The 19,465-nt window shown below is 73.3% G+C and carries 17 protein-coding genes and 1 tRNA gene; 13 read left to right on the forward strand and 5 right to left on the reverse strand.

Features of this window, described 5'->3' with window-relative positions; genetic code table 11:
• Positions 1-215: 215 nt before the first annotated feature.
• The 4 genes from PED38_RS00220 (at position 216) to PED38_RS00235 (ending at position 4,546) form a co-directional block, all read left to right on the forward strand.
• A complete protein-coding gene (locus PED38_RS00220; protein ID WP_270979023.1) occupies positions 216-1,232 on the forward strand; it encodes a hypothetical protein in 1,017 nt (338 codons plus the stop codon).
• On the forward strand, positions 1,229-3,043 hold the full coding sequence (locus PED38_RS00225) for a DUF4012 domain-containing protein (protein WP_063072019.1): 1,815 nt from the start codon (positions 1,229-1,231) through the stop codon (positions 3,041-3,043). The genes PED38_RS00220 and PED38_RS00225 overlap by 4 nt, the downstream gene beginning before the upstream one ends.
• An 88-nt stretch (positions 3,044-3,131) precedes the next feature.
• On the forward strand, positions 3,132-3,707 hold the full coding sequence (locus PED38_RS00230) for a hypothetical protein (RefSeq protein WP_063072020.1): 576 nt from the start codon (positions 3,132-3,134) through the stop codon (positions 3,705-3,707).
• Positions 3,708-4,006: 299 nt separating this feature from the next.
• Entirely contained in the window at positions 4,007-4,546 is a 540-nt protein-coding gene (locus tag PED38_RS00235) for a sortase (RefSeq protein ID WP_270979024.1), read from the forward strand.
• Between the two features lie 39 nt (positions 4,547-4,585).
• Here PED38_RS00235 and PED38_RS00240 read toward each other — a convergent pair whose 3' ends face one another.
• Positions 4,586-5,107 (reverse strand): VanZ family protein, encoded by a 522-nt coding sequence (locus PED38_RS00240; protein WP_270979026.1) that lies wholly within the window; start codon positions 5,105-5,107, stop codon positions 4,586-4,588.
• Between the two features lie 169 nt (positions 5,108-5,276).
• On the opposite strand from PED38_RS00240, the gene PED38_RS00245 reads away from it, so the two are divergent.
• Positions 5,277-7,484, forward strand: coding sequence for a transglycosylase domain-containing protein (locus PED38_RS00245; RefSeq protein ID WP_063072023.1), 2,208 nt, complete (start codon positions 5,277-5,279; stop codon positions 7,482-7,484).
• A 136-nt stretch (positions 7,485-7,620) separates the two neighbouring features.
• Positions 7,621-8,826: an acyltransferase family protein gene (locus PED38_RS00250; RefSeq protein ID WP_270979027.1), complete on the forward strand. Its 1,206-nt coding sequence runs from the start codon at positions 7,621-7,623 to the stop codon at positions 8,824-8,826.
• Between the two features lie 102 nt (positions 8,827-8,928).
• Here PED38_RS00250 and PED38_RS00255 read toward each other — a convergent pair.
• The 3 genes from PED38_RS00255 to PED38_RS00265 form a co-directional block, all read right to left on the reverse strand.
• Positions 8,929-9,002: transfer RNA gene (locus PED38_RS00255), tRNA-Pro, on the reverse strand.
• 76 nt (positions 9,003-9,078) lie between these two features.
• On the reverse strand, positions 9,079-10,023 hold the full coding sequence (locus PED38_RS00260; protein WP_270979028.1) for a metallophosphoesterase: 945 nt from the start codon (positions 10,021-10,023) through the stop codon (positions 9,079-9,081).
• Positions 10,023-12,563, reverse strand: a complete 2,541-nt coding sequence (locus tag PED38_RS00265; protein WP_270979029.1) for a transglycosylase domain-containing protein — start codon at positions 12,561-12,563, stop codon at positions 10,023-10,025. The genes PED38_RS00260 and PED38_RS00265 overlap by 1 nt, the downstream gene beginning before the upstream one ends.
• A gap of 105 nt (positions 12,564-12,668) precedes the next feature.
• On the opposite strand from PED38_RS00265, the gene PED38_RS00270 reads away from it, so the two are divergent.
• On the forward strand, positions 12,669-12,851 hold the full coding sequence (locus PED38_RS00270) for a hypothetical protein (protein WP_063072027.1): 183 nt from the start codon (positions 12,669-12,671) through the stop codon (positions 12,849-12,851).
• Positions 12,851-13,315 carry a RidA family protein gene (locus PED38_RS00275; protein WP_270979030.1) on the forward strand — a complete coding sequence of 155 codons (465 nt, stop codon included), beginning with the start codon at positions 12,851-12,853 and terminating at the stop codon, positions 13,313-13,315. The genes PED38_RS00270 and PED38_RS00275 overlap by 1 nt, the downstream gene beginning before the upstream one ends.
• Positions 13,316-13,389: 74 nt before the next feature.
• Here PED38_RS00275 and acs read toward each other — a convergent pair whose 3' ends face one another.
• Entirely contained in the window at positions 13,390-15,429 is a 2,040-nt protein-coding gene (acs, locus tag PED38_RS00280) for an acetate--CoA ligase (protein ID WP_175345509.1), read from the reverse strand.
• A 629-nt stretch (positions 15,430-16,058) separates the two neighbouring features.
• Between acs and PED38_RS00285 the strand changes: the two genes are divergently transcribed.
• From PED38_RS00285 to PED38_RS00305, 5 genes are all read left to right on the forward strand, one after another.
• Complete coding sequence (locus tag PED38_RS00285) at positions 16,059-17,099, forward strand: TadA family conjugal transfer-associated ATPase (RefSeq protein WP_270979031.1); 1,041 nt, start codon at positions 16,059-16,061, stop codon at positions 17,097-17,099.
• Positions 17,096-18,103, forward strand: a complete 1,008-nt coding sequence (locus PED38_RS00290; protein ID WP_063072029.1) for a type II secretion system F family protein — start codon at positions 17,096-17,098, stop codon at positions 18,101-18,103. Before PED38_RS00285 ends, PED38_RS00290 begins: the two co-directional genes overlap by 4 nt.
• 385 nt (positions 18,104-18,488) lie before the next feature.
• Positions 18,489-18,686 carry a DUF4244 domain-containing protein gene (locus PED38_RS00295; RefSeq protein ID WP_063072059.1) on the forward strand — a complete coding sequence of 66 codons (198 nt, stop codon included), beginning with the start codon at positions 18,489-18,491 and terminating at the stop codon, positions 18,684-18,686.
• The gene (locus PED38_RS00300) at positions 18,683-19,081 is read left to right on the forward strand and encodes a TadE family type IV pilus minor pilin (protein ID WP_333720428.1); all 399 of its coding nucleotides are present in this window, start codon (positions 18,683-18,685) and stop codon (positions 19,079-19,081) included. Before PED38_RS00295 ends, PED38_RS00300 begins: the two co-directional genes overlap by 4 nt.
• Positions 19,071-19,448 (forward strand): Rv3654c family TadE-like protein, encoded by a 378-nt coding sequence (locus tag PED38_RS00305; RefSeq protein ID WP_063072031.1) that lies wholly within the window; start codon positions 19,071-19,073, stop codon positions 19,446-19,448. Before PED38_RS00300 ends, PED38_RS00305 begins: the two co-directional genes overlap by 11 nt.
• Positions 19,449-19,465: the final 17 nt, after the last annotated feature.

Here is a 19,465-nt window from a genome sequence, read left to right on the forward strand (position 1 = left end):
TGCGCGGAATCCGCGTCCGAGCTCCCCACCGGGGTCGGACCGCGGATCCCCGTCCGGACGCGGTCGGGGGTCGACCTCACGCGAGGCCGCATCCGCCGTCCGCTCGATGCCCGCGACACCGGGAGACACCATGTCGGCTCAGGCCGAGGCGCCGACGCGCCGCCCAGGAGGACGCTCCTCCGACCCCTGCGCCCGCCGATCCGAGGGAGCCGTCCGTGGCTAGGCCCTCGTCCGACAGCCGGAAGCCGATGGCGGTCACCGGCCGTCCCTCCCGCCGCCCTCGGTCGCTGTCCCGCCTGCTCCCCGGGGTCGGGGTGACGGCCGTGGTCGCCTTCCTGGTCATCGACCTGATCCTGGTCTCGGCCGCCGTCACCCGCACCGGCGGCGGCAGCGGCGCGGCCACCGGCGCCGCCGCGCCGACCCCGGAGGCCGCCGCGACGACCGAGTCCGCGCCGGAGACCGCCGTTCCCGCACCCGCACCCTCGTCGTCCGCCTCTCCGTCCGCGGCACCCGTCGCATCCGTCGCCGCCCCGACCGTGTTCCTCGCCGCGGGGAACGCCGACGTCGCCTGGCGCGCCACGGCCGGTTCCTGCACCGGCGAGGCCGCGCGGATCCAGACCACCATCGACCGGGGTCGCACCTGGGACACCCGCACGACGGACACCTTCGACGCACGGCGCGTGCTCGCGCTCTCGGTCACGGGCCCCGACGTGGGCAGCATCGTCGCCGATGTGAAGGCCGCCTGCTCCCGCACGGCGCTGCAGAGCTTCACGGGCGGCGAGTTCTGGCGCGACGCGCCGGCGCTGACGACCACGACGGCCTACGTCGACCCCGCCCAGCCGGGCATCGTGCACCTCGCCCAGGGCCAGCGGGACGCCCCGTGCGGCGACGCGGTCCAGGTCGTCGACAGCGGCCAGGCCGCCGCGGTCCTCTGCGCATCGGGCGCCGTCCACGTGCGCTCGGGCGGCGGCGACTTCCGGCGCGTGGACGCGCCCGGCGTCCTCGCGCTCGCGCTCGGCCCGGACGGCATCCTCACGGCGGGCACCTCCGACTCCTGCCGCGGCACGAGCGTCGGTCGAATCGTGCCGGCGTCCGGCGCCGTCAGCGTCGCCGGCTGCGCCTCCGCCGTCCCCGCGAGCGGGGCGGTGGCCCTCTCGGCCGCGGGGCGCGACGTGTGGCTCCTGACGGGGGACGCCGTGAGCGTCTCCACCGACGGCGGGGGCACCTGGTGACCTCCTCCACGATCCGCTCCCGCCACGTCCGCCGCTCCCGACGTCCCTGGACGCGCCGCCGGATCCTCGCGGCCGTCGCCGCTGGCCTCGCTCTGCTCGTCGTCCTCTGGATCGCCTGGATCGCGGCCCGCGCCCTGCTCGCCCGCGCCGAGCTCGAGCAGGCGGTGCCGCTCGCGTCGTCGGTGCAGCGCGACCTCCTGGCCGGCGACCCCGCCGGCGCGGCGGCCGGCGTGGCGAAGCTGCGCGAGCACTCGTCGCGCGCCGTCGCCCTCACGTCGGATCCCGTCTGGGCCGCCACGGAGGTCGTCCCGGGCGTGGGCCCGAACCTCCGCGCCTTCCGGTCGGTCGCCGCGGTCGTCGACCACATCGGCGGCGAGGCCCTCCAGCCCGTGGTGGGCATCGCCGGCACCCTCGACCTCGGCAGCCTCACGCCGAAGGACGGGCGCATCGACCTGGACCCCATCATCGCGGCGCAGGAGCCGGTGCGGCAGGCGGACGACGCGCTCGACACCGCACTCCAGGACGTGACGGCGATCGACACGGGGTCGACCGTCGCGCCCGTCACCGACGCCGTGACCCGCCTGCGCAAGACGGTGACGTCCGCCGCCGAGACGCTCGCCATCGTGCGCCACGTCGCGGACCTGGCGCCGGCCATGCTCGGCGCGGACGGGAACCGCGACTACCTCCTCATGTTCCAGAACAACGCGGAGGTGCGCTCGACGGGCGGCATCCCCGGGGCTCTCGCGCTCCTGAAGACCGGAGACGGCGCGTTCTCGCTCGGCACGCAGGACTCCGCCCGCGCGTTCCCCCGCCTCGCCGAGCCCGCGCTCCCGCTGGATACGCAGACCGCGGGCCTCTACGGCACCATCACGGGTCGGTACATGCAGGACGTCACCCTCACGCCCGACTTCACCCAGGCCGCCCCGCTCGCCGCGGAGATGTGGCGCCTCAAGCACCGCGAGCCGGTCGACGGCGTCATCAGCATCGACCCGGTCGCGCTGTCCTACCTGCTCGAGGCGACGGGGCCGATCACGCTGCCGACCGGGGACGTCCTGCGCTCGGACGACGCCGTCGACCTGCTGCTCCACGACGTCTACCTCCGCTATCCGAATGCCGACGTGCAGGACGCGGTGTTCGCGAGCGTCGCGGAGGCGGTCTTCTCGAAGGTCTCCTCCGGCGACGTGAAGCCGGCCGCCCTCGTCTCCGCGCTCACCCGCGCCGCCGAGGAGCGCCGCATCCTCATCTGGAACGCGCGACCGGACGAGCAGGCGACGCTGGACGGCACCACGCTGCAGGGCTCGCTGCCGGCCGACAACAGCGAGTCGACGGTCTTCGGCGTGTTCCTCAACGACGCGACCGGCGCCAAGATGGACTACTTCCTCAAGCTCGCGACGTCGCAGGGCATGGCGATGTGCCGCGACGACGGCCGCCCGAACTACCGCACCGAGGTCACGCTCCGCTCCACGGCTCCCGCGGACGCGGCATCGCTCCCGTACGTCGTCACCGGCGGCGGGCAGTACGGTGTCCCACCGGGCGACGTCAAGACGCGCGTGGCCGTCTACGGGCCCCCGGGCACGATCCCCTTGAGCGTGCGCATCGACGACCAGGAGACGGGCTTCCAGCCCGAGATCGTGGGCGGGCGCGCCGTGGCGCAGGTCGAGGTGACGCTCGCGCCCGGTCAGGAGGTCCGCATTTCGGTGGACACCCTGGGGGACAAAAAGACCGACACGCCGCTCTCGATCGTGACGACGCCGGTGATCGACGCCACGGAAACGCAATTCCGCTCGCTCTCCTGCGACGGATCCCGGTAGTGTGGCGAGTGGGGGATTGACCGACGGCGGACCCGAGTCCGTCGAGTGCCCCCTTGCACCGCGCAATCTCACCCAGGGGGAACCACACATGCTCAAGAAGATCCTTGCCGGGGCGGCCATCGCGCTCGCCGCCACGTTCACCGTCTCCACCGCTGCCAACGCGGACCCGTACACGCCCGAGGGCGGCGTCACCGTCAGCGACGCGACCGTCGCTCCCGGCCAGAGCACCGTCCTCACCTTCGCGGACGGCTCCTTCGCGCCGAACAGCCCCGTCACCGTCACCATCACCGGTGAGGACGCGGCCAACGCCACGCTCGCCTCGTTCCGCACGGCCCCGATGGCCGTCACGTCGAACTCCATCACCAAGACGTCGAGCAACGCCGGCGGCCTCCGCGTCACCGTCACCCTGCCGGCCGGTTCCGCCTCGGGCTCCTACACGCTCGTCGGCACGGACGCCCAGGGCAACACCGTCTCCACGTCGATCTCGGTCGTCGCGGCAGCCGGCACCGGCACCTCCAACGGCACCGGCTCCGCCTCGGGCCTGCCCGTCACCGGCGGCCAGCTCCCCGTCGTCCTCATCTGGACCGGCGGCGGCCTGCTGCTCCTCGGCGCCGCGCTCGTGGTCGTGCTGACCACGGTCCGTCGCCAGCGTGGAACGGTCTGATCCACATCACGACACACATCGCCTGACTCCACGGAGCAGTGCGATGGAAGGCCCCGAGGCATAGCCTCGGGGCCTTCCGCCGTCTCCGGGCGCCCACCCCCAGTCCGGGGCCCATCCCGTCCCGGGGAGCGGTCGCGTGGACCGGACGCGGATAGCATATCGATCGTGGGTTTACCCGACCCGCTGTCTGCCTGACGGCGCCGACCCGAAATCGCGCGCCGCGGACACCACCGCCCCGAGGCGATACCCGTCGTGCCCCCGCACGTCCGCCTCGGACGTACCCGAGAAGGCCACCCGAGATGCTCGCCAAGACCCTGGCGGGCGCGTTCGTCGCGCTCGTCATCACCGTTTCCGCTCCCCTCGCCGCCCAGGCCGAGAACTACGTGCCCACGGACTCGCTGCTCTCGTGCGGCGGCATGTCCGTCACCCCGGCGGCCGTCGCACCCGGCGAGGCCGTGACGATCAGCGGCGCGGCCGGATCGTTCGCCGCCGGCGAGACCGTCGCCCTCCGCCTCTCCGCCACCCCCGGCGCACCCGCCGCGGCAGGGGACCCCGCCGTCTCCGTCAGCGCGGCGGCCGACGGCTCCGTCATCGGCAGCCTGACGGTCCCGGCCACCGCGACCGGCACCTGGCGCGCCAACGAGGACGCGGCATCCGGCTCGCACTGGTGCGGACTCGTCTCGGTCGTCCCCGGCAGCACCGCCACCGCCTCGACCGGCTCGCTCCCCATCACGGGCGGCACGCTGCCGACCGGGCTCGCGGTCACGGCCGGCGGCCTGCTCCTCGCCGGCGCCGCGGCGGCCGGCATCGCCGCGTCGCGCCGACGTCGCGCCTCCTGAGGCGCGACCGCATCCGACCCCCGATGCGGGCGGCCCCGATCACGACCGGGGCCGCCGGCGTCGGCGCGTCCGCACCGCGATGGCCGCCGCAAGGGCCGCGCCGATGACGGCGCCCGCCCCGTTCTCGGCGACGTCCGAGAGGGAGGCCACCCGCGCGGGGAGGAACGCCCCCTGCGCGAGCTCGACGCACGCCGACAGCGCGGTGCCCGCGAGGGCGACCGCCCACCAGCGCCGCATCCCGAACGCGAGCACCCCGAGCATCCCCAGCGGCACGAACAGGGCGACGTTGGCGCCCTCCTCGATCATCGAGTAGCGGAAGGCCGGCACGCCGTGGAATTGCACGAAGCGCACCCCCCGCATGAGGAGCGGGTAGATCCCGCGGTCGACGCTGTCCGGCGTCAGCGTCACGAGCGCCACGAGGCCCACGTAGAGCGCGAGGAGCGCGCCCGCCTGGCGGTGCCGCCGGCGCATCAGCCGTCGTTCCCGCTCCACGCCCCAGGGCGACGGCGTGGCTCCGCCATCCGCCGACCGGCGTGGGGGAGCGGGGGCGGCGGGATCCATGTGGCGGCAGACTAGCAACGCCTCCTGGGGCCGGGGACGCCGCCTGCACGCATCCTCCGTCCCCCGTCGCATTCGGCTCGTACGTGCACTCATCACATTTCGGCCACGGGGAGCTGGGACCCTACCTGAGGCGGATGTCCGGCCTCGGCGCGCAGGTTAGATTCAGAGCATGAGGAAAACTGACCTGACCATCTCGACCCGGTTGGGCGCGTTCCTCGGACTCGTCGGCATGAGCACGATCGCCGGGGTGCTCGTCGCCGCGATGGTGACCCCCGCGATCGCCGTCTCGGGCATCGCCGCCAACAGCACCATCGGCGTGTTCGAGGACATCCCCGACAACCTGCAGATCGACAACCTCGCGCAGAAGACGGTGCTGTTCGCCAAGAAGGGCGACCAGCAGGTGCCCTTCGCCGAGTTCTTCTCGCAGGACCGCGAGGAGGTCCCGTGGGAGGCCGTCTCCCCGTACGCGAAGGACGCGGCCATCGCGACCGAGGACCCCCGCTACTACGAGCACGGCGGCGTCGACGTGCTGTCGGCCGCCCGCGCGCTCGCGCAGAACGTCCTCAACGACGAGGTGCAGTCCGGCGCCTCGACGATCACCATGCAGTACGTCCGCAACGTCCTGGTCCAGAAGGCCCAGAACATGGTCGACTCCTCCGACAAGGCGACGCAGGCCGCGGGCCGCAAGGCGTTCCAGGAGGCCACCCAGCCCGACATGCCCCGCAAGCTCAAGGAGATGCGGATGGCGATCGGGGTGGAGAAGAAGTACTCCAAGAACGAGATCCTCCTCGCCTACCTCAACATCGCGAACTTCGGCAGCCGCGTGTACGGCATCGAGTCCGCGGCGCGCTACTACTTCGACGTCTCGGCCGCCGACCTCACGCTCGACCAGGCCGCGACCCTCATCGCGACCGTCAACGCGCCGGAGATCTACAAGATCGACAACCCGGCGAACCTCGAGCGCAACAAGGCCCGCCGCGACCTCCTGCTGCGGAACATGCTCAAGGAGCAGAAGATCACGCAGGAGCAGTACGACGCGGCCGAGGCCACGCCGATCACGCCGAAGATCACGCCCTCCACGAGCGGCTGCATCCAGGCCGACCCCATCTCCGCCGCGTACTTCTGCGACTACGTGAAGAACGAGATCCTCACGAACAAGGAGTTCGGCGACACGGCGGCCGAGCGCGACGCGGTGCTCAAGCGCGGTGGCATGCAGGTCTACACGACGCTCGACCTCGACATCCAGGGCAACGCCGCGGAGCAGATGCGCAAGCAGGTGCCGGCGACGGCGCGCTTCACGAAGATCGGCGGATCCGTGGTCTCCCGCGAGGTGAAGACGGGTCGCATCATCGCGATGGCGCAGAACACCGACTACGGCGTCGCGGCCGACCAGCCCGGTGTCACCGAGATCAACTACTCGGCCGACAAGGCCCACGGCGGCTCCGCCGGCTTCCAGGTGGGCTCGACCTACAAGATCTTCACGCTCGTCGACTGGCTGAAGAGCGGGAAGTCGATCTACCAGACGGTCAACGCGTCCAAGACGCTCTGGTCGCAGAACGAGTTCACCGCGTGCGGGGGCCCGCTGGCCGGCAAGGCCTACCAGGTCACCAACGACACGAACACCGGTCCCACCTCGAACCAGACCGTCCTCGCGGCGACCGTGGCCTCGGTGAACTCGGCCTTCATCGCGATGGCGAGCCAGCTCGATCTGTGCGACATCAGCCAGACCGCGCGGGACATGGGGATCTACAACGCCGACGGTCGCGAGCTCTCGAGCGTCCCGTCCGACGTGGTGGGATCCGGCGCCAACAACGTGGCCCCGCTCCAGATGGCGACCGCCTTCGGCTCCGTCGCGAACCAGGGCACCATGTGCCCGCCGGTCGCGATCGACAAGGTCGTCCTCCCGGACGAGTCCGAGCTCGTGACCCCGAAGAGCGAGTGCGCGCAGGCCATGAGCCCCGAGGTCGCCAACACGGCCGCCTTCACGCTCAAGGCCGTGATGGGCGGCACCGGTGCGGCGTCGAACCCGCGCGACGGCACCGAGATCATGGGCAAGACGGGCACGACCGACCGATCGAAGGACACCTGGTTCGTCGGATCCTCGACCGAGGTCACGACGGCCGTGTGGGTCGGCAACGTGGAGGGCTTCGCGTCCATGCGCCGCAACGTCCTCAACGGGTCGGCCGCGGACAGCGCGCGTCACCGGATCTTCAAGCCGCTGCAGACCTTCATCGACGACCGCTACCCGGCCGAGGGCTTCCCCTCGCCGAGCAGCACGTTGACGAAGCGGCCCTATGTCGCGCCGAAGCCCCAGCCCACCCAGTCGGCCGCGCCCGAGGCGCCTCCGGCGCCGCCCGCCCCGCCCGCGGGGGAATGAGCCCGCGCTCGATGGGGAGCGCGCGCCGACGGCCGTCGCCTCCGGGCGGCGGCCGTCGTGCTGTGCGGCCGCCGGCCCCGGATCGAGCGCCTCGTAGACTGGACGACCGCCGATCCACCGACCCGGGAAGGCCCTCATGACCGGGACCCCGACGTCCGCACCCGCACGCCTGCGCACGCTCCTGCCGGGCATCGAGGGTCTGCGCGGCGTCGCCGCGGTCGCCGTGCTGCTGTACCACGTGCAGCGCCAGCTGGCCCGGCCGACGACCGACGTGCCGCTCGTCGGCGAGGTCGCCTTCTTCAGCCACGGCGTGACGCTGTTCTTCGTGCTGAGCGGCTTCCTGCTGTTCCTGCCGTTCGCACGTGCGCTCGTCGACGGCGGGCCGATGCCGCGGCTCTCCCGCTACGCCGCCAACCGCGCGCTCCGCGTGCTCCCCGGGTACGTCGTCGTGCTGCTGCTCGTGAGCCTCGTGCTGCGCGTCGCGATCCTGCCGCGGGAGACGCGCGACGACGGCATCTCGCTGGGCACGCTGGGCCCGGTCGACTCGGTCCTCAACGCGCTGCTGCTCCAGGGGTACAGCCCGCGCACGCTCCGGAGCGGCATCGAGGTCGCGTGGACGCTGGCGGTCGAGGTGTCCTTCTACGTCGTCCTGCCGGTGGTGGCGCTCCTCGCCGCGCGGCTGCTCCGAGGACGCGCGACGTGGATCCGCGCTCTCGCGCCGGCGGCGGCGCTCCTGCTGGTCGGCGTGGCCGGCAAGATCTGGTCGATGGCCGCGCAGGCGCCGCTCGGGCACCGCGGCCGGCTCGCGAGCGAGTGGGGAGTGACGTGGGCGGCGGTGGTGAACCGCAGCATCCTCGTGCACGCGGACCTCTTCGCCTACGGCATGGCGGCGGCCGTGATCCTGCTCGCCCTGTCCGCCGACGAGAGCCTGCGCGACCGTGTCGCCCGCTGGCGCGTTCCGGTCGGGATCCTGGCGGCGGTGCTCATCGTGGTCGCGTCCGAGGCGCCCGTCGAGGCGTTCGAGGAGAGCGTCGTGGCGGCCTCCTGCGCCACGCTGCTGCTCCTCGTGGCGCTGCCGCGGCGCGGGGGATCCCTAGGCCCGGTGACGCGGGTCCTCGAGCTCCGGTGGATCGCCTGGCTCGGCACGATCTCGTTCAGCGTCTACCTGTGGCACCTACCGGTGATCCGGTTCCTCCGTCGCGCGGGCCTCGTGCTGCCGGACACGCTCGCCGGCTTCGCCCTGAACACGCTCGTGGTGGGGGCGGTGACGCTCGTGCTCTCGGCGGCGACGTACTACGCCATCGAGCGGCCGGCGCTGCGGCTGAAGCCCGGAGGGCGGTGACCCGCGACCGCATCGCCTGCTCGGACGACGAAGGGCCGCTCCCGGAGGAGCGGCCCTTCGTCGTGCTGCTGTTAATGCGGTGCCTCCGGAGGAGGCGGTGTGTCGGGGTAACAGGATTTGAACCTGCGACCTCTTCGTCCCGAACGAAGCGCGCTACCAAACTGCGCCACACCCCGATGGCCCGAGGACCGGGTTCTACGATACCCGATGTTCCGGGCTCCCGCGTACGCCTGGGCAGCGCGCGGCGGGCGGTCAGACCGCCGTGAGCGTGAGCAGCGTCGCCTCGGGGAAGCACGCGAACCGCACGGGCGCGTAGATCGAGGTGCCGAGGCCCGCGCTCACGTGCAGGAACGCGGCGCGGTCGGCGTGCGGCCAGACGCTCAGGCCCTTCACCTGGCGGCGCGGGATGTCGCAGTTGGTGACGAGCGCGCCGTAGCCGGGCACGCACACCTGGCCGCCGTGCGTGTGCCCGGCGAAGACCATGCGGGCGCCGTTGGTGACGAACGAGTCGAGCACGCGGCGGTAGGGCGCGTGCGCGACGCCGATGGAGACCACCGGAGCGTCGGAGGATCCCTGGTACGCCTCGCCGTCCTCGCGGAGCTCGTCGAGCGCCCCGGGGATCGCCTCCAGGTGGTCGAAGTCGCGGTGCGGGTCGTCGACGCCGAAGAACTCGAGCAGCGTGCCGTTGACCTCGACGGCGCCCGCGGCGTTGTTGAGGTCGAGCCAGCCGAGCGAGGCGTAGAGGCGCTCGAGCCGGGGGAGGTCGAGGTCCGCCGGCCGCTGCGTGGCGTGCGTGTTGGCCGTGAAGTACTTCAGCGGGTTCTTCATCATCGGCCCGTAGTAGTCGTTCGATCCGTGCACGAAGACCCCGGGGACGCCGCGGAACGCCTCGAGCGTCTCCTCGACCGCGACGATGCCCTGCTCGTGGCCCGTGTTGTCGCCCGTGTCGACGACGAGGTCGGGCTTGAGCTCCGCGAGCTCGCGCACCCAGCGCTGCTTCTTGTGCTGCCACGGCGCCATGTGCATGTCCGAGAGGTGCAGCACGCGGATGGGGTCGGCGCCCACCGGCAGGACCGGCACCGTCACCTCCCGCAGCGTGAAGCGGCGGCGCTCGTAGAACGAGGCGTAGGCGAAGACCGCGGCGCCGGCCGCGACGACGCCGCCGGCCGTGCGGGCGATCGTGCCGACGACGCTCATCAGGTGCGCCCGACGAAGAGCGTCACGGGACCGCCGCTCTGCTGTCCGGCCGCGGGATCCGTGCGGGTCGCCTTGTTGACCTGGGAGCTGTCCTGCACCTGCTCCTGCGCCACGGTCACGTTGAAGCCGGCCGAGCGCAGGGTCTGGCGCGCGGCCGTCACGTCCTGCCCACGCACGTCCGGGACGGTGCCCGGGGTGCCCTGCGGCTGGCTCTGGTCGGGCCCGCTGCTGGTGAACACCGTGACGGTGGATCCGCGCGCGGCGTTGGCGCCGGCGCCCGGGTCGGACCCGGCGACCTGACCGGCGGGCACGTTCGCGGAGGCGCGCGCGCCGCCCTGGGCGAAGGACAGGCCCGCGCCCTCGATGGCGGACTGCGCGTCGGCGGGCGACATTCCCGCGACGTCCGGTACCTGCACCGTCGGGGTGCGGGTGAGGTCCGCTGCCGGGCCGGGGAACGCGGAGCCCTTGTAGACGCCGTTGACGGCCTGCATGAACGGCTTCCACACGGCGAAGCGCGCGGTGGACATGAGCTGCCCGTTCGGCAGGTTGGTCTTGCGCTGCTGGATCTGCTGCCCCGAGGAGCTGCCCACCCAGATGGCCGTGGTGACCTCGGTGCTCGAGCCCACGAACCAGGTGTCCTTCGCCTTGTCGGTGGTTCCCGTCTTGCCGATGAGCGGCGTGCCGTCGTTGGTGTTGCCCGCGGCGCCCGTGGCGCTCATGACGCCGGCGAGGGCGTACGCGGCGGTGTGGGCCACGTCGGGGCTCACTGTCTCACGGCAGTTCGCGGGCGGCGGGGCCACCTCGGTGTCGTCGGGGAGGACGACCTTGTCGATCATCACGGGCGTGCAGGTGGTGCCGTTGTTGGCGACCGTGGCATAGGCCGACGCCATGGTGAGCGGGGCGATGTTGTTGCCGCCCGAGCCGATGATGTCCGAGACGAAGTTCGACAGCTGCTTCTTGGGATCGGCCTGGTGGATGCCGATGTCCTTCGCCGTCTGCGCGATGCCGCACATGTCGAGCTCGGAGGCCATGGCCATGAACGCCGTGTTGGTGGAGTTCGCCGTGCCGGACATGACGGTCCGGTTCGACCCGGGGGCGGCGCCGTCGTTGGTGACGGTCAACGGCGGCGAGCCGAGCGTGCCGCCCGTGCACGAGTCGCGGAAGTCCTTGCCCGCCCAGGTGCCGTTCGAGGAGCGGACGACCTCGTTGACCGAGTGGCCCTCCTTCAGCCACTCGAGCAGGGTGACGAGCTTGTACGTCGATCCCACCTGGAAGCCGCCGGAGCCGCCGTAGTTCTTGTCGGTGTTGTAGTTGACGCTCGTCACGCCGCGCTGGTCGCCGTTGCCGTAGTCGGTGTTCTGCACCATGGCGATCACGCGGCCGGTCTTGGCCTCGACGCTGGTCATGGCGGATCCGACGTTGATGCTGTTCATGGTGGTGGGGATCTGCTTGCGCATGTCGTCCGTGGCCTTGGCCTGCAGGTCGAGGTTGAGCGTCGTGTAGATCTTGTAGCCGTTGCGGTTGAGGTTGCGGCGGGCCTCGTCGGCGCTGGCGCCGAACTCCTTCGAGTTCTCGACCGTGTACTTGACCGCGTCGCAGAAGTACGCGGCGCTGGAGGGCTGGGCGGCGTTGCAGCCGCTGACCGACGGCGTGATGACCGGCTTCACGGGCGTGGCGATCGCCTCGTCGTGCTGGGCTTGCGTGATGCTGTGGTGCTTCAGCATGTTGTCGATCAGGACGTCGCGTCGCGCCTGGTTCGCCTTGACGTTCTCGGGCTTGTCGATGCGGAGGGCGGTCGGGTAGTTCACCGTGGCGATGAGGCTGGCGGCCTGGGCGATGCTCAGGTCCTTGGCGTCGACGCCGTAGTAGTACCTCGCCGCGGACTGGACGCCGTAGACGTTGCCGCCGAAGGTGGCGATGTTGAGGTATCCGAGCAGGATGTCGTTCTTCGAGAACTTCTTCTCCAGGCCGATCGCGAGCCGCATCTCCTTGAGCTTGCGGGCGGTCGACTCCTGGGTCGCCTCCTTGTAGGCCTTCTTGCCGGCGTCCGGATCCGTCTCGGCGAGCGCCTCCGCCTTCTGCACGAGCACGTTCTTCACGTACTGCATGGTGATGGTGCTGGCGCCCGACTCGACGCCGCCGCCGATCACGTTCTGGGCGAGGGCGCGGAAGGTCGACTTCACGTCGACGCCCGCATGCTCGTAGAAGCGGGGATCCTCGGTGTCGATCGCGGCCGCCTTGGCGTTGTCGGAGACCTCGTCCCAGCCCACCTCCTGGCGGTTCTGCGCGTAGAACTCGGCGAACTTGACCGGCTGGCCGCCCTGCGTGGCGTAGAGCTCGGTCTTCTGGGCGAGGTTGTCGATCTGCAGGTAGTCCGGCAGGTCGTCGAAGATGCCGATGGTGTCGTTGGCGGCGAGGCTCGTGACGGCGATGGCGGGGGTGACCATCGCGGCGACCAGGACGCCGGCGACGACGCTCATGCCGAGGACGCCCGTGAGCGCGGCGGCGACGCGGCCGGGCGTGTTCTTGGAAGCAGACATAGACTCCAGAGTACGGGAAGGGTGTATGGGAACCCGTGAGACCTGTGCGCCGGCCGCCCGCGCCCGTCCCGTCATGCATCCAGACCCGACCGGCAAGGAGCCGAGATGACCGCAACGCCCGGGCAGTGGGAGTACCTCACCACGCCGCTGATGATCCACAACACCGCCGCCATCCTCAACACCTGGGGCTCGCAGGGCTGGGAGCTCGTGCAGGTCGTCACCGGCCCCGAGGGCGGCCTCGTCGCGTACATGAAGCGTCCGGTCGCCGGCGCCGAGCACGGCGCCTGATGGGCGCCATCGCCGACCGGCTGGCCGAGCTCGGCATCGAGCTGCCCGCCGTCGCGGCGCCCGTCGCCGCGTACGTCCCCGCCGTCGTGCACGGCGGCCTCGTCTACACGAGCGGCCAGCTGCCCTTCGTCGACGGCGCGCTCGCCGCGACCGGCAAGGTCGGCGCCGGGGTGTCGGCCGAGGACGCGAAGGCGCACGCCCGCACCTGCGCGCTGAACGGGCTCGCGGCCGCGGCCGATGCCGCCGGCGGCCTGGACCGCATCGCGCGCATCGTCAAGGTCACGGGCTTCGTCGCATCGGCCGAGGGCTTCACCGGCCAGCCGGGCGTGATCAACGGCGCGAGCGAGGTGCTGGGGGAGATCCTCGGCGACGCGGGGATCCACGCGCGCTCCGCCGTGGGCGTCGCCGAGCTGCCGCTCGGAGCGCCCGTCGAGGTCGAGCTCGTGGTGGCGCTCGTCGAGTAGCCGCTGCGCCGACGGACGCGAGGAGGGCAGGGTGCGCGCACCCTGCCCTCCTCGCGTCCTGCGACGTCCCGGCGTCAGCCCGCTGCCATGCGCTCGCTGATGACCTGCATCACCTGCGTGTCCGCGAGCGTGGTCGTGTCGCCGACCGCGCGTCCCTCGGCCACGTCGCGGAGGAGCCGGCGCATGATCTTGCCGGAGCGCGTCTTCGGCAGCTCCTGCACCACGAACACGCGCCGCGGCTTCGCGATGGCGCCGATCTGGTCGGCCACGTGCGTGCGGAGCACCTCGTTCGGGTCCTCGTCGCCGAGCGCGCTCGCCGAGGCCGTGCGGAGGATCACGAACGCGACGACCGCCTGTCCCGTCGCCTCGTCGGAGGCGCCCACCACCGCGGCCTCTGCCACGTAGGGGTGCGCGACCAGCGACGACTCGATCTCCGCGGTCGACAGGCGGTGGCCCGAGACGTTCATCACGTCGTCCACCCGGCCGAGGAGCCACACGTCGCCGTCCTCGTCGAGCCGGGCGCCGTCGCCCGCGAAGTACCGGTCGCCGAAGCGGTCCCAGTACGTCTCGCGGTACCGCTCCGGATCGCCCCAGATGCCGCGGAGCATGCCGGGCCACGGCTCGGTCACCACGAGCAGGCCGCTCTCGCCGGGGCCGACGGGCTCGCCGGCGTCGTCGACCACGGCGATGGAGATGCCCGGGAGGGGCGTCTGCGCGGAGCCGGGCTTGGTGGCGGTGATGCCCGGGAGCGGCGAGATCATGATGCCGCCGGTCTCCGTCTGCCACCACGTGTCGACCACGGGCACGTCGCCGCCGCCGATCACGTCGCGGTACCAGCGCCAGGCCTCCGGGTTGATGGGCTCGCCCACCGAGCCGAGCAGGCGGATGGAGGAGAGGTCCCGGGCGTCCGGGATGGCGCGGCCCGCCTTCATGAAGGAGCGGATGGCGGTGGGCGCCGCGTACAGGATCGTGACGCCGTGCTTCTCCACGATGTCCCACCAGCGACCCGGCTCCGGGGTGTCGGGGGTGCCCTCGTAGACGACCTGCGTGGCCCCGTTCGCGAGCGGGCCGTAGACGACGTAGCTGTGGCCGGTGATCCAGCCGACGTCGGCCGTGCACCAGTAGACGTCCGACTCGGGGTGCAGGTCGAAGACGTTGCGGTGCGTGTAGGCGGCCTGCGTCAGGTAGCCGCCGGACGTGTGCAGGATGCCCTTCGGCTTCCCCGTGGTGCCGCTCGTGTAGAGGATGAAGAGGGGGTGCTCGGCCTCGAACGCCTCCGCCTCGTGCTCCGGGTCGGCGGCGGCGACGCGCTCGTGCCACCAGAGGTCGCGGGCGTCGTCCCAGTCCACCTCGTTCTCGCCGCGCTTCACGACGAGGACGTGCTCCACGGATCCGGCGGATCCCACGAGCGCGGCGTCCACGGCGGGCTTGAGCGGGAAGACCTTGCCCTTGCGCCAGCCGCCGTCGGCCGTGATGACGACGCGGGCGGCGGCGTCGTCGATGCGCGCGCGGAGGCTCTCCGCGCTGAACCCGCCGAAGACGACGGAATGCACGGCGCCGATGCGCGCCACGGCGAGCATCGCGACCACGGCCTCCGGGGTCATCGGGAGGTAGATGGCGACCCGGTCGCCGGCCGTGACGCCGAGGCCGAGCAGGGCGTTCGCCGCGCGCTTGACCTCGGCGGTGAGGTCGGCGTAGGTGAGGTCGCGGGTGTCGCCCGGCTCGCCCTCCCAGTGCAGGGCGACGCGGTCGCCGTGCCCGGCGAGCACATGCCGGTCGAGGCAGTTGTAGGCGACGTTGAGCCGGCCCTCGGGGAACCACCGCGCGACGGGGGCGTCCGACCAGTCGAGCACCGTGTCGAACGGCGTCTCCCAGGTCACGAGCTCGCGGGCGCGGTCGGCCCAGAAGCCGAGCCGGTCCGCGGCCGCGGCCTCGGCGAGCGACTCGTCGGCGACGCGCGTGGCGCGGAACGCCTCGGTGGGCGGGTGCACCGGGCCGGGCTCGGGGACCTCAGGAGGACGGGCGGGCGACCTCGTCCCCTCCTCGTCCTGTTCGCGCGCGGCGGTCGCCGGGTATCCGGGCTCGGTCGATTCGGGGTTCGTGGACATCGTCATCCTCTCCGCGCACCACGTTAGCGGTGCTCGAGCCGGTGCCGGCGGGTTCCGGGGGAGCGCCTTGCCCGGGAGACCGGTGTGGGAACGGCCAGAACACGCACAACCCTCCCGTGGCGGGAGGCGCCCGGCGTATGATCGGGGAAGTCGGGCCAAGTCCGACGTGTGACGACTGCAGGATTCCCCCGATCCGTCGTCACGTGGCGGCGCCCGTTCCCCCGATGGGCGCCGCCCCTCTACTCTCCCTCCCCTGGCCTCTCCCTCCCCTGGCCTCTCCCTCCCCAGGCCTCTCCCTCCCCAGGCGCGGACGCGTGCCGGTGTCCCGAGGGACGCAGGACCGCCGCAGGCCGCGCGGTGCAGGTGCCTAGCCTCCGCGCATGGATGAGCAGCGGGGATCGAGGGGCGTCGGCGGGGTCGCGGTGCGGCGGGGACGGCGTGCAGGTCCGCCGGGCGGGCCGGCAGCCGAGGCGGTGTCCGGATGCGGGGCGGCGTCCGGGCTCGGGGAGACGACGGCCGCGGCCTTCATCCCGCGACCCAGGCGGGTCCCGCCCGACGGCACCGCTCCCGGTGCCGCGCTGTACCGTCCGGGCGCGCGCACCGGACCGGATGCCGGGGCGGGGCCGAGCGCGCTCGTGCCCGACCGCCCGCCCGGAGCGATCGCGGCGGTGGGGTCGCGTCATGCGCCGGACGCCTTCGGCGCGCTGGCCCGCCTCATCCGGGACCCCCGCACGACCGACGTCTTCGTCAACGGGGACGGAGAGGTGTGGGTCGACCGCGGTTCCGGCGCCGAGCGCCTCCCGGCCGTCGACCTCGGAGGCGAGCCCGCCGTGCGGGCGCTGGCCGTCCGCCTCGCCTCCGAGGGCGGTCGGCACCTCGACGAGGCGGCGCCCTGCGTCGACGTGCGCATCGGCGACGGCATGCGCGTCCACGCCGTCCTGCCGCCGGTGTCCACGCGCGGCACGCTGCTGTCCATCCGCCTCCCGGCCCGTGCGCGCCCGAGCATGGACGCGCTCGACGCCGCGGACGCGTTCCCGCCCGGCTGTCGCGCGCTCCTGGAGGAGGCCGTGCGCCGGCGCACCAACCTCCTCATCACGGGTGCCGGCGGCAGCGGGAAGACGACGCTGCTCGGCGCGCTGCTCGCGCGTGCGGACCCGCGGGAGCGCATCGTGCTCGTCGAGGACGTCGCGGAGCTCCGGATCCGACATCCCCACGTGGTGTCGCTCGAGGCGCGCCAGGCGAACATCGAGGGTGCCGGCGAGCTCCCGCTGCCCCGCCTCGTGCGGGAGGCATTGCGGATGCGGCCGGACCGCCTCGTGGTGGGGGAGTGCCGCGGCGGCGAGATCCGGGAGCTCCTCGGCGCCCTCAACACGGGGCACGACGGCGGGGCGGGGACCCTGCACGCCAACGGCATCGTCGACGTGCCGTCGCGGTTGGAGGCCCTCGGCGCACTGGCCGGCATGGATGCGGTCGCGGTCGCCCGGCAGGCGGTCAGCGCGATCGGGCTCGTGGTGCACCTGGCGCGCACGCCGTCCGGACGCCGTGTGGTCGGTGCCGGTCGGCTCACGACGGATCATGACGGGCGGCTCCGCGTCATGCCGGTCCGCTGGGAGGGCGGCGCCGCTCGTCCGGCCGTCGCGGCGGGTCACGACGCGGCGGGCGGAGGCGCGCCGTGATCGGGGCCGCCCTCGCGCGGCGGGTGCGGCGGAGCCGGGCCGCTGCGGGCGGCGCCGCCGTGGAGGAGGTCGAGGAGATCGCCGCGACGGTGCGTCGCCTGGCCGTGCTCCTCCGCGCCGGCCTGCATCCCGAGCGCGCGTGGCAGCAGCTCGCGCCGCCCGGTCCACGGCCGAGGCGGTCCGACGGCCTGGTGCAGGCGGTCGTGCGCGAGGTCGCGGTCGGGTCGCGGTCCCTCTGCCTGGCGGAGCGCATCGCCTGCGCCGCGTCCCGCGACGAGGCAGCCGGGCATGCCGACACCGCCCGGTCCTGGCGGGCGCTCGCGACGGCGCTCGAGGTGGCGGACCGCACGGGTGCTCCCCTCGCCGCGGCGCTCACGCGGCTCGCGGACGCCCTGGTGGCCGTCGGGCGCGTGCGGCGGGACGCGGGCACGGCGCTCGCCGGACCCGTCGCGACGGCGCGGACGGTGCTGCTCCTTCCGGCGGCGGGGCTCCTGCTCGCCGCCGGGCTCGGGTTCGATCCCCTGCGCATCCTCCTCACGACCGTGCCCGGTGCCGCCTGCCTCGTGGTCGGCGTTTCGCTGGTGGTCGTGGGCTGGCGCTGGAACGGCAAGCTGGTCCGGGCGGCCGTGCCCGGCGATCCCGCGCCCGGCCTGGTGCTCGACCTCGTGGCGACGGCCATGGCCGGAGGCTCGTCGGTCCCACGTGCCACGTCGGTGGTCCGCATCGCATGCGAACGGAACGGCCTGCCCGTCGGGTCGGACATCGAGCGCGTCCGCACGGTCGCGGCCGCAGCGGTCCGGACGGGAGCGCCCGTCGCGGTGCTCCTCCGCGGCGAGGCGGACCGCGCGCGCCGCGACGCGTCCACGTGGGCGGAACGGGCGGCCGCGCGGTTGGGAGCACGGCTGATGCTCCCCCTCGGAGCCTGCATCCTGCCCGCCTTCCTGGCGGTGGGCGTCGTCCCGATGCTCATGGCGGTGGTGTCCTCAACACTCGGACGGCGGTGACGGACTCCACCGTCCGCGGGCACGCGGATCAGCGCCCGCCTCGCCGGGGCATGGTGACCACGCGGCCGACGGACGGTCGTCATCAGGACGGCGCGAGCGGGAGCTCGGGCAGGGGAGGGCGAAGGACATGTCTCGGATCGAGGAGTGCGGTGGAGCGGTGGTCGTGGGGCGCGGGGAGCGCATGGAGGCGGGGGCGACGGGGGACGGGGAGCGTGCCGTCTGGCCGCTGGCGGCGACGTCGGCGGCATCGGGGTCAGCGTCCGCGGCCTCGGGCTTGTCCACGGGCCCGGGGCCGTCGGGGCGGGCGTCGGGCGGCGCTGGCGGCGCATCCGCCTGCCGCACGTGCAGGGGCGCATCAGGCCCTTCCGCCTCGTCGCGGGGGGCGATGCGCGTGGTGCGCGCGGCGCGGCGTGTCGTGCGCGCGTGCGTCAGCGAGGACGGCGGTGCGGCGACGGCGGAGTACGCCATCGCGACCATGGCCGCCGTCGCGTTCGCCGGGCTGCTCGTGGTCATCCTGCAGAGCGACGAGGTGCGGGGGATGCTCCTCGACCTCGTCCGGCGTGCCCTCACGTACGACCGATGAGCCGGGTCGCGTGTCCTCGATACCCGATCGGGCCGACGCGCGCCGGCGCGGACGGGGACATCGGAGCCGCGGCCGCGGAGCTCGCGGTGGTGCTCCCCGCTGTCGTGCTCGTCCTGGGCCTGTGCCTCGGAGCGGTGCAGACGGTGGGTCAGCAGGTGGCGCTCACCTCGGCTGCCGAGGAGGCGGCGCGGAGCCTCGGCCGGGGCGAGTCCTCGGGTACCGCGGCCGCGCGCATCGAGGGAGCCGCGTCCGGCGCCTCCTTCGAGGTCGAGCATCCGGGGCACGACGTCTGCGTCGACCTGTCGGCGCCCAGCCGATTCGCTCCCGCGGCCGCGGCCGGCATCGCCGTGCACGCGTGGGGGTGCGCGCGGTCGGAGGACCTCGATGAGGAGTGACGAGGACTCGGGGTCCGGCTCCGTGCTCGCGGTCGGCCTGCTCGGGGCGGTGACGGCTCTCGCGCTCGCCGCGGTGTCCGTCTCGGCGCTCCTGGTCGACCGGGCGATCGCATCGGGCGCGGCGGACTCCGCCGCGCTCGCTGCGGCGGACGCGGCCGCGGGGTACGTCAGCGGCCCGCCCTGCGACGCCGCGGGGGAGCTCATGGCCCCGCTGGGAGCCGAGCTCGTCGGATGCGCGGTGGACGGGACGACGGCCGACGTGCGGGTGCGCATCCCGCACCCTCCGTTCGGGGTGCCGATCAGCGCCCGGGCGAGGGCGGGGCAGCCCGAGGGCGATGCGGCCGGCGTGCCCGGGGCGACGCCGTGACCGTCCCCGCGCGCCTC

Origin of the sequence: Clavibacter sp. CT19, assembly GCF_027858075.1 — a bacterium.
GTDB classification, from domain to species: Bacteria; Actinomycetota; Actinomycetes; order Actinomycetales; family Microbacteriaceae; genus Clavibacter; species Clavibacter tessellarius_A.

Excerpts from the sequence above, each read along its gene's own strand:
- PED38_RS00270 (WP_063072027.1), top strand. The coding sequence starts at position 12,669 with ATGACCGCAACGCCCGGGCAGTGGGAGTACCTCACCACGCCGCTGATG.
- PED38_RS00235 (WP_270979024.1), top strand. The coding sequence starts at position 4,007 with ATGCTCGCCAAGACCCTGGCGGGCGCGTTCGTCGCGCTCGTCATCACC.
- PED38_RS00260 (WP_270979028.1), bottom strand. The coding sequence starts at position 10,023 with ATGAGCGTCGTCGGCACGATCGCCCGCACGGCCGGCGGCGTCGTCGCG.
- PED38_RS00250 (WP_270979027.1), top strand. The coding sequence starts at position 7,621 with ATGACCGGGACCCCGACGTCCGCACCCGCACGCCTGCGCACGCTCCTG.
- PED38_RS00295 (WP_063072059.1), top strand. The coding sequence starts at position 18,489 with ATGCGCGTGGTGCGCGCGGCGCGGCGTGTCGTGCGCGCGTGCGTCAGC.
- PED38_RS00265 (WP_270979029.1), bottom strand. The coding sequence starts at position 12,563 with ATGTCTGCTTCCAAGAACACGCCCGGCCGCGTCGCCGCCGCGCTCACG.
- PED38_RS00230 (WP_063072020.1), top strand. The coding sequence starts at position 3,132 with ATGCTCAAGAAGATCCTTGCCGGGGCGGCCATCGCGCTCGCCGCCACG.
- PED38_RS00240 (WP_270979026.1), bottom strand. The coding sequence starts at position 5,107 with ATGGATCCCGCCGCCCCCGCTCCCCCACGCCGGTCGGCGGATGGCGGA.
- acs (WP_175345509.1), bottom strand. The coding sequence starts at position 15,429 with ATGACGATGTCCACGAACCCCGAATCGACCGAGCCCGGATACCCGGCG.
- PED38_RS00300 (WP_333720428.1), top strand. The coding sequence starts at position 18,683 with ATGAGCCGGGTCGCGTGTCCTCGATACCCGATCGGGCCGACGCGCGCC.
- PED38_RS00275 (WP_270979030.1), top strand. The coding sequence starts at position 12,851 with ATGGGCGCCATCGCCGACCGGCTGGCCGAGCTCGGCATCGAGCTGCCC.
- PED38_RS00305 (WP_063072031.1), top strand. The coding sequence starts at position 19,071 with ATGAGGAGTGACGAGGACTCGGGGTCCGGCTCCGTGCTCGCGGTCGGC.
- PED38_RS00245 (WP_063072023.1), top strand. The coding sequence starts at position 5,277 with ATGAGGAAAACTGACCTGACCATCTCGACCCGGTTGGGCGCGTTCCTC.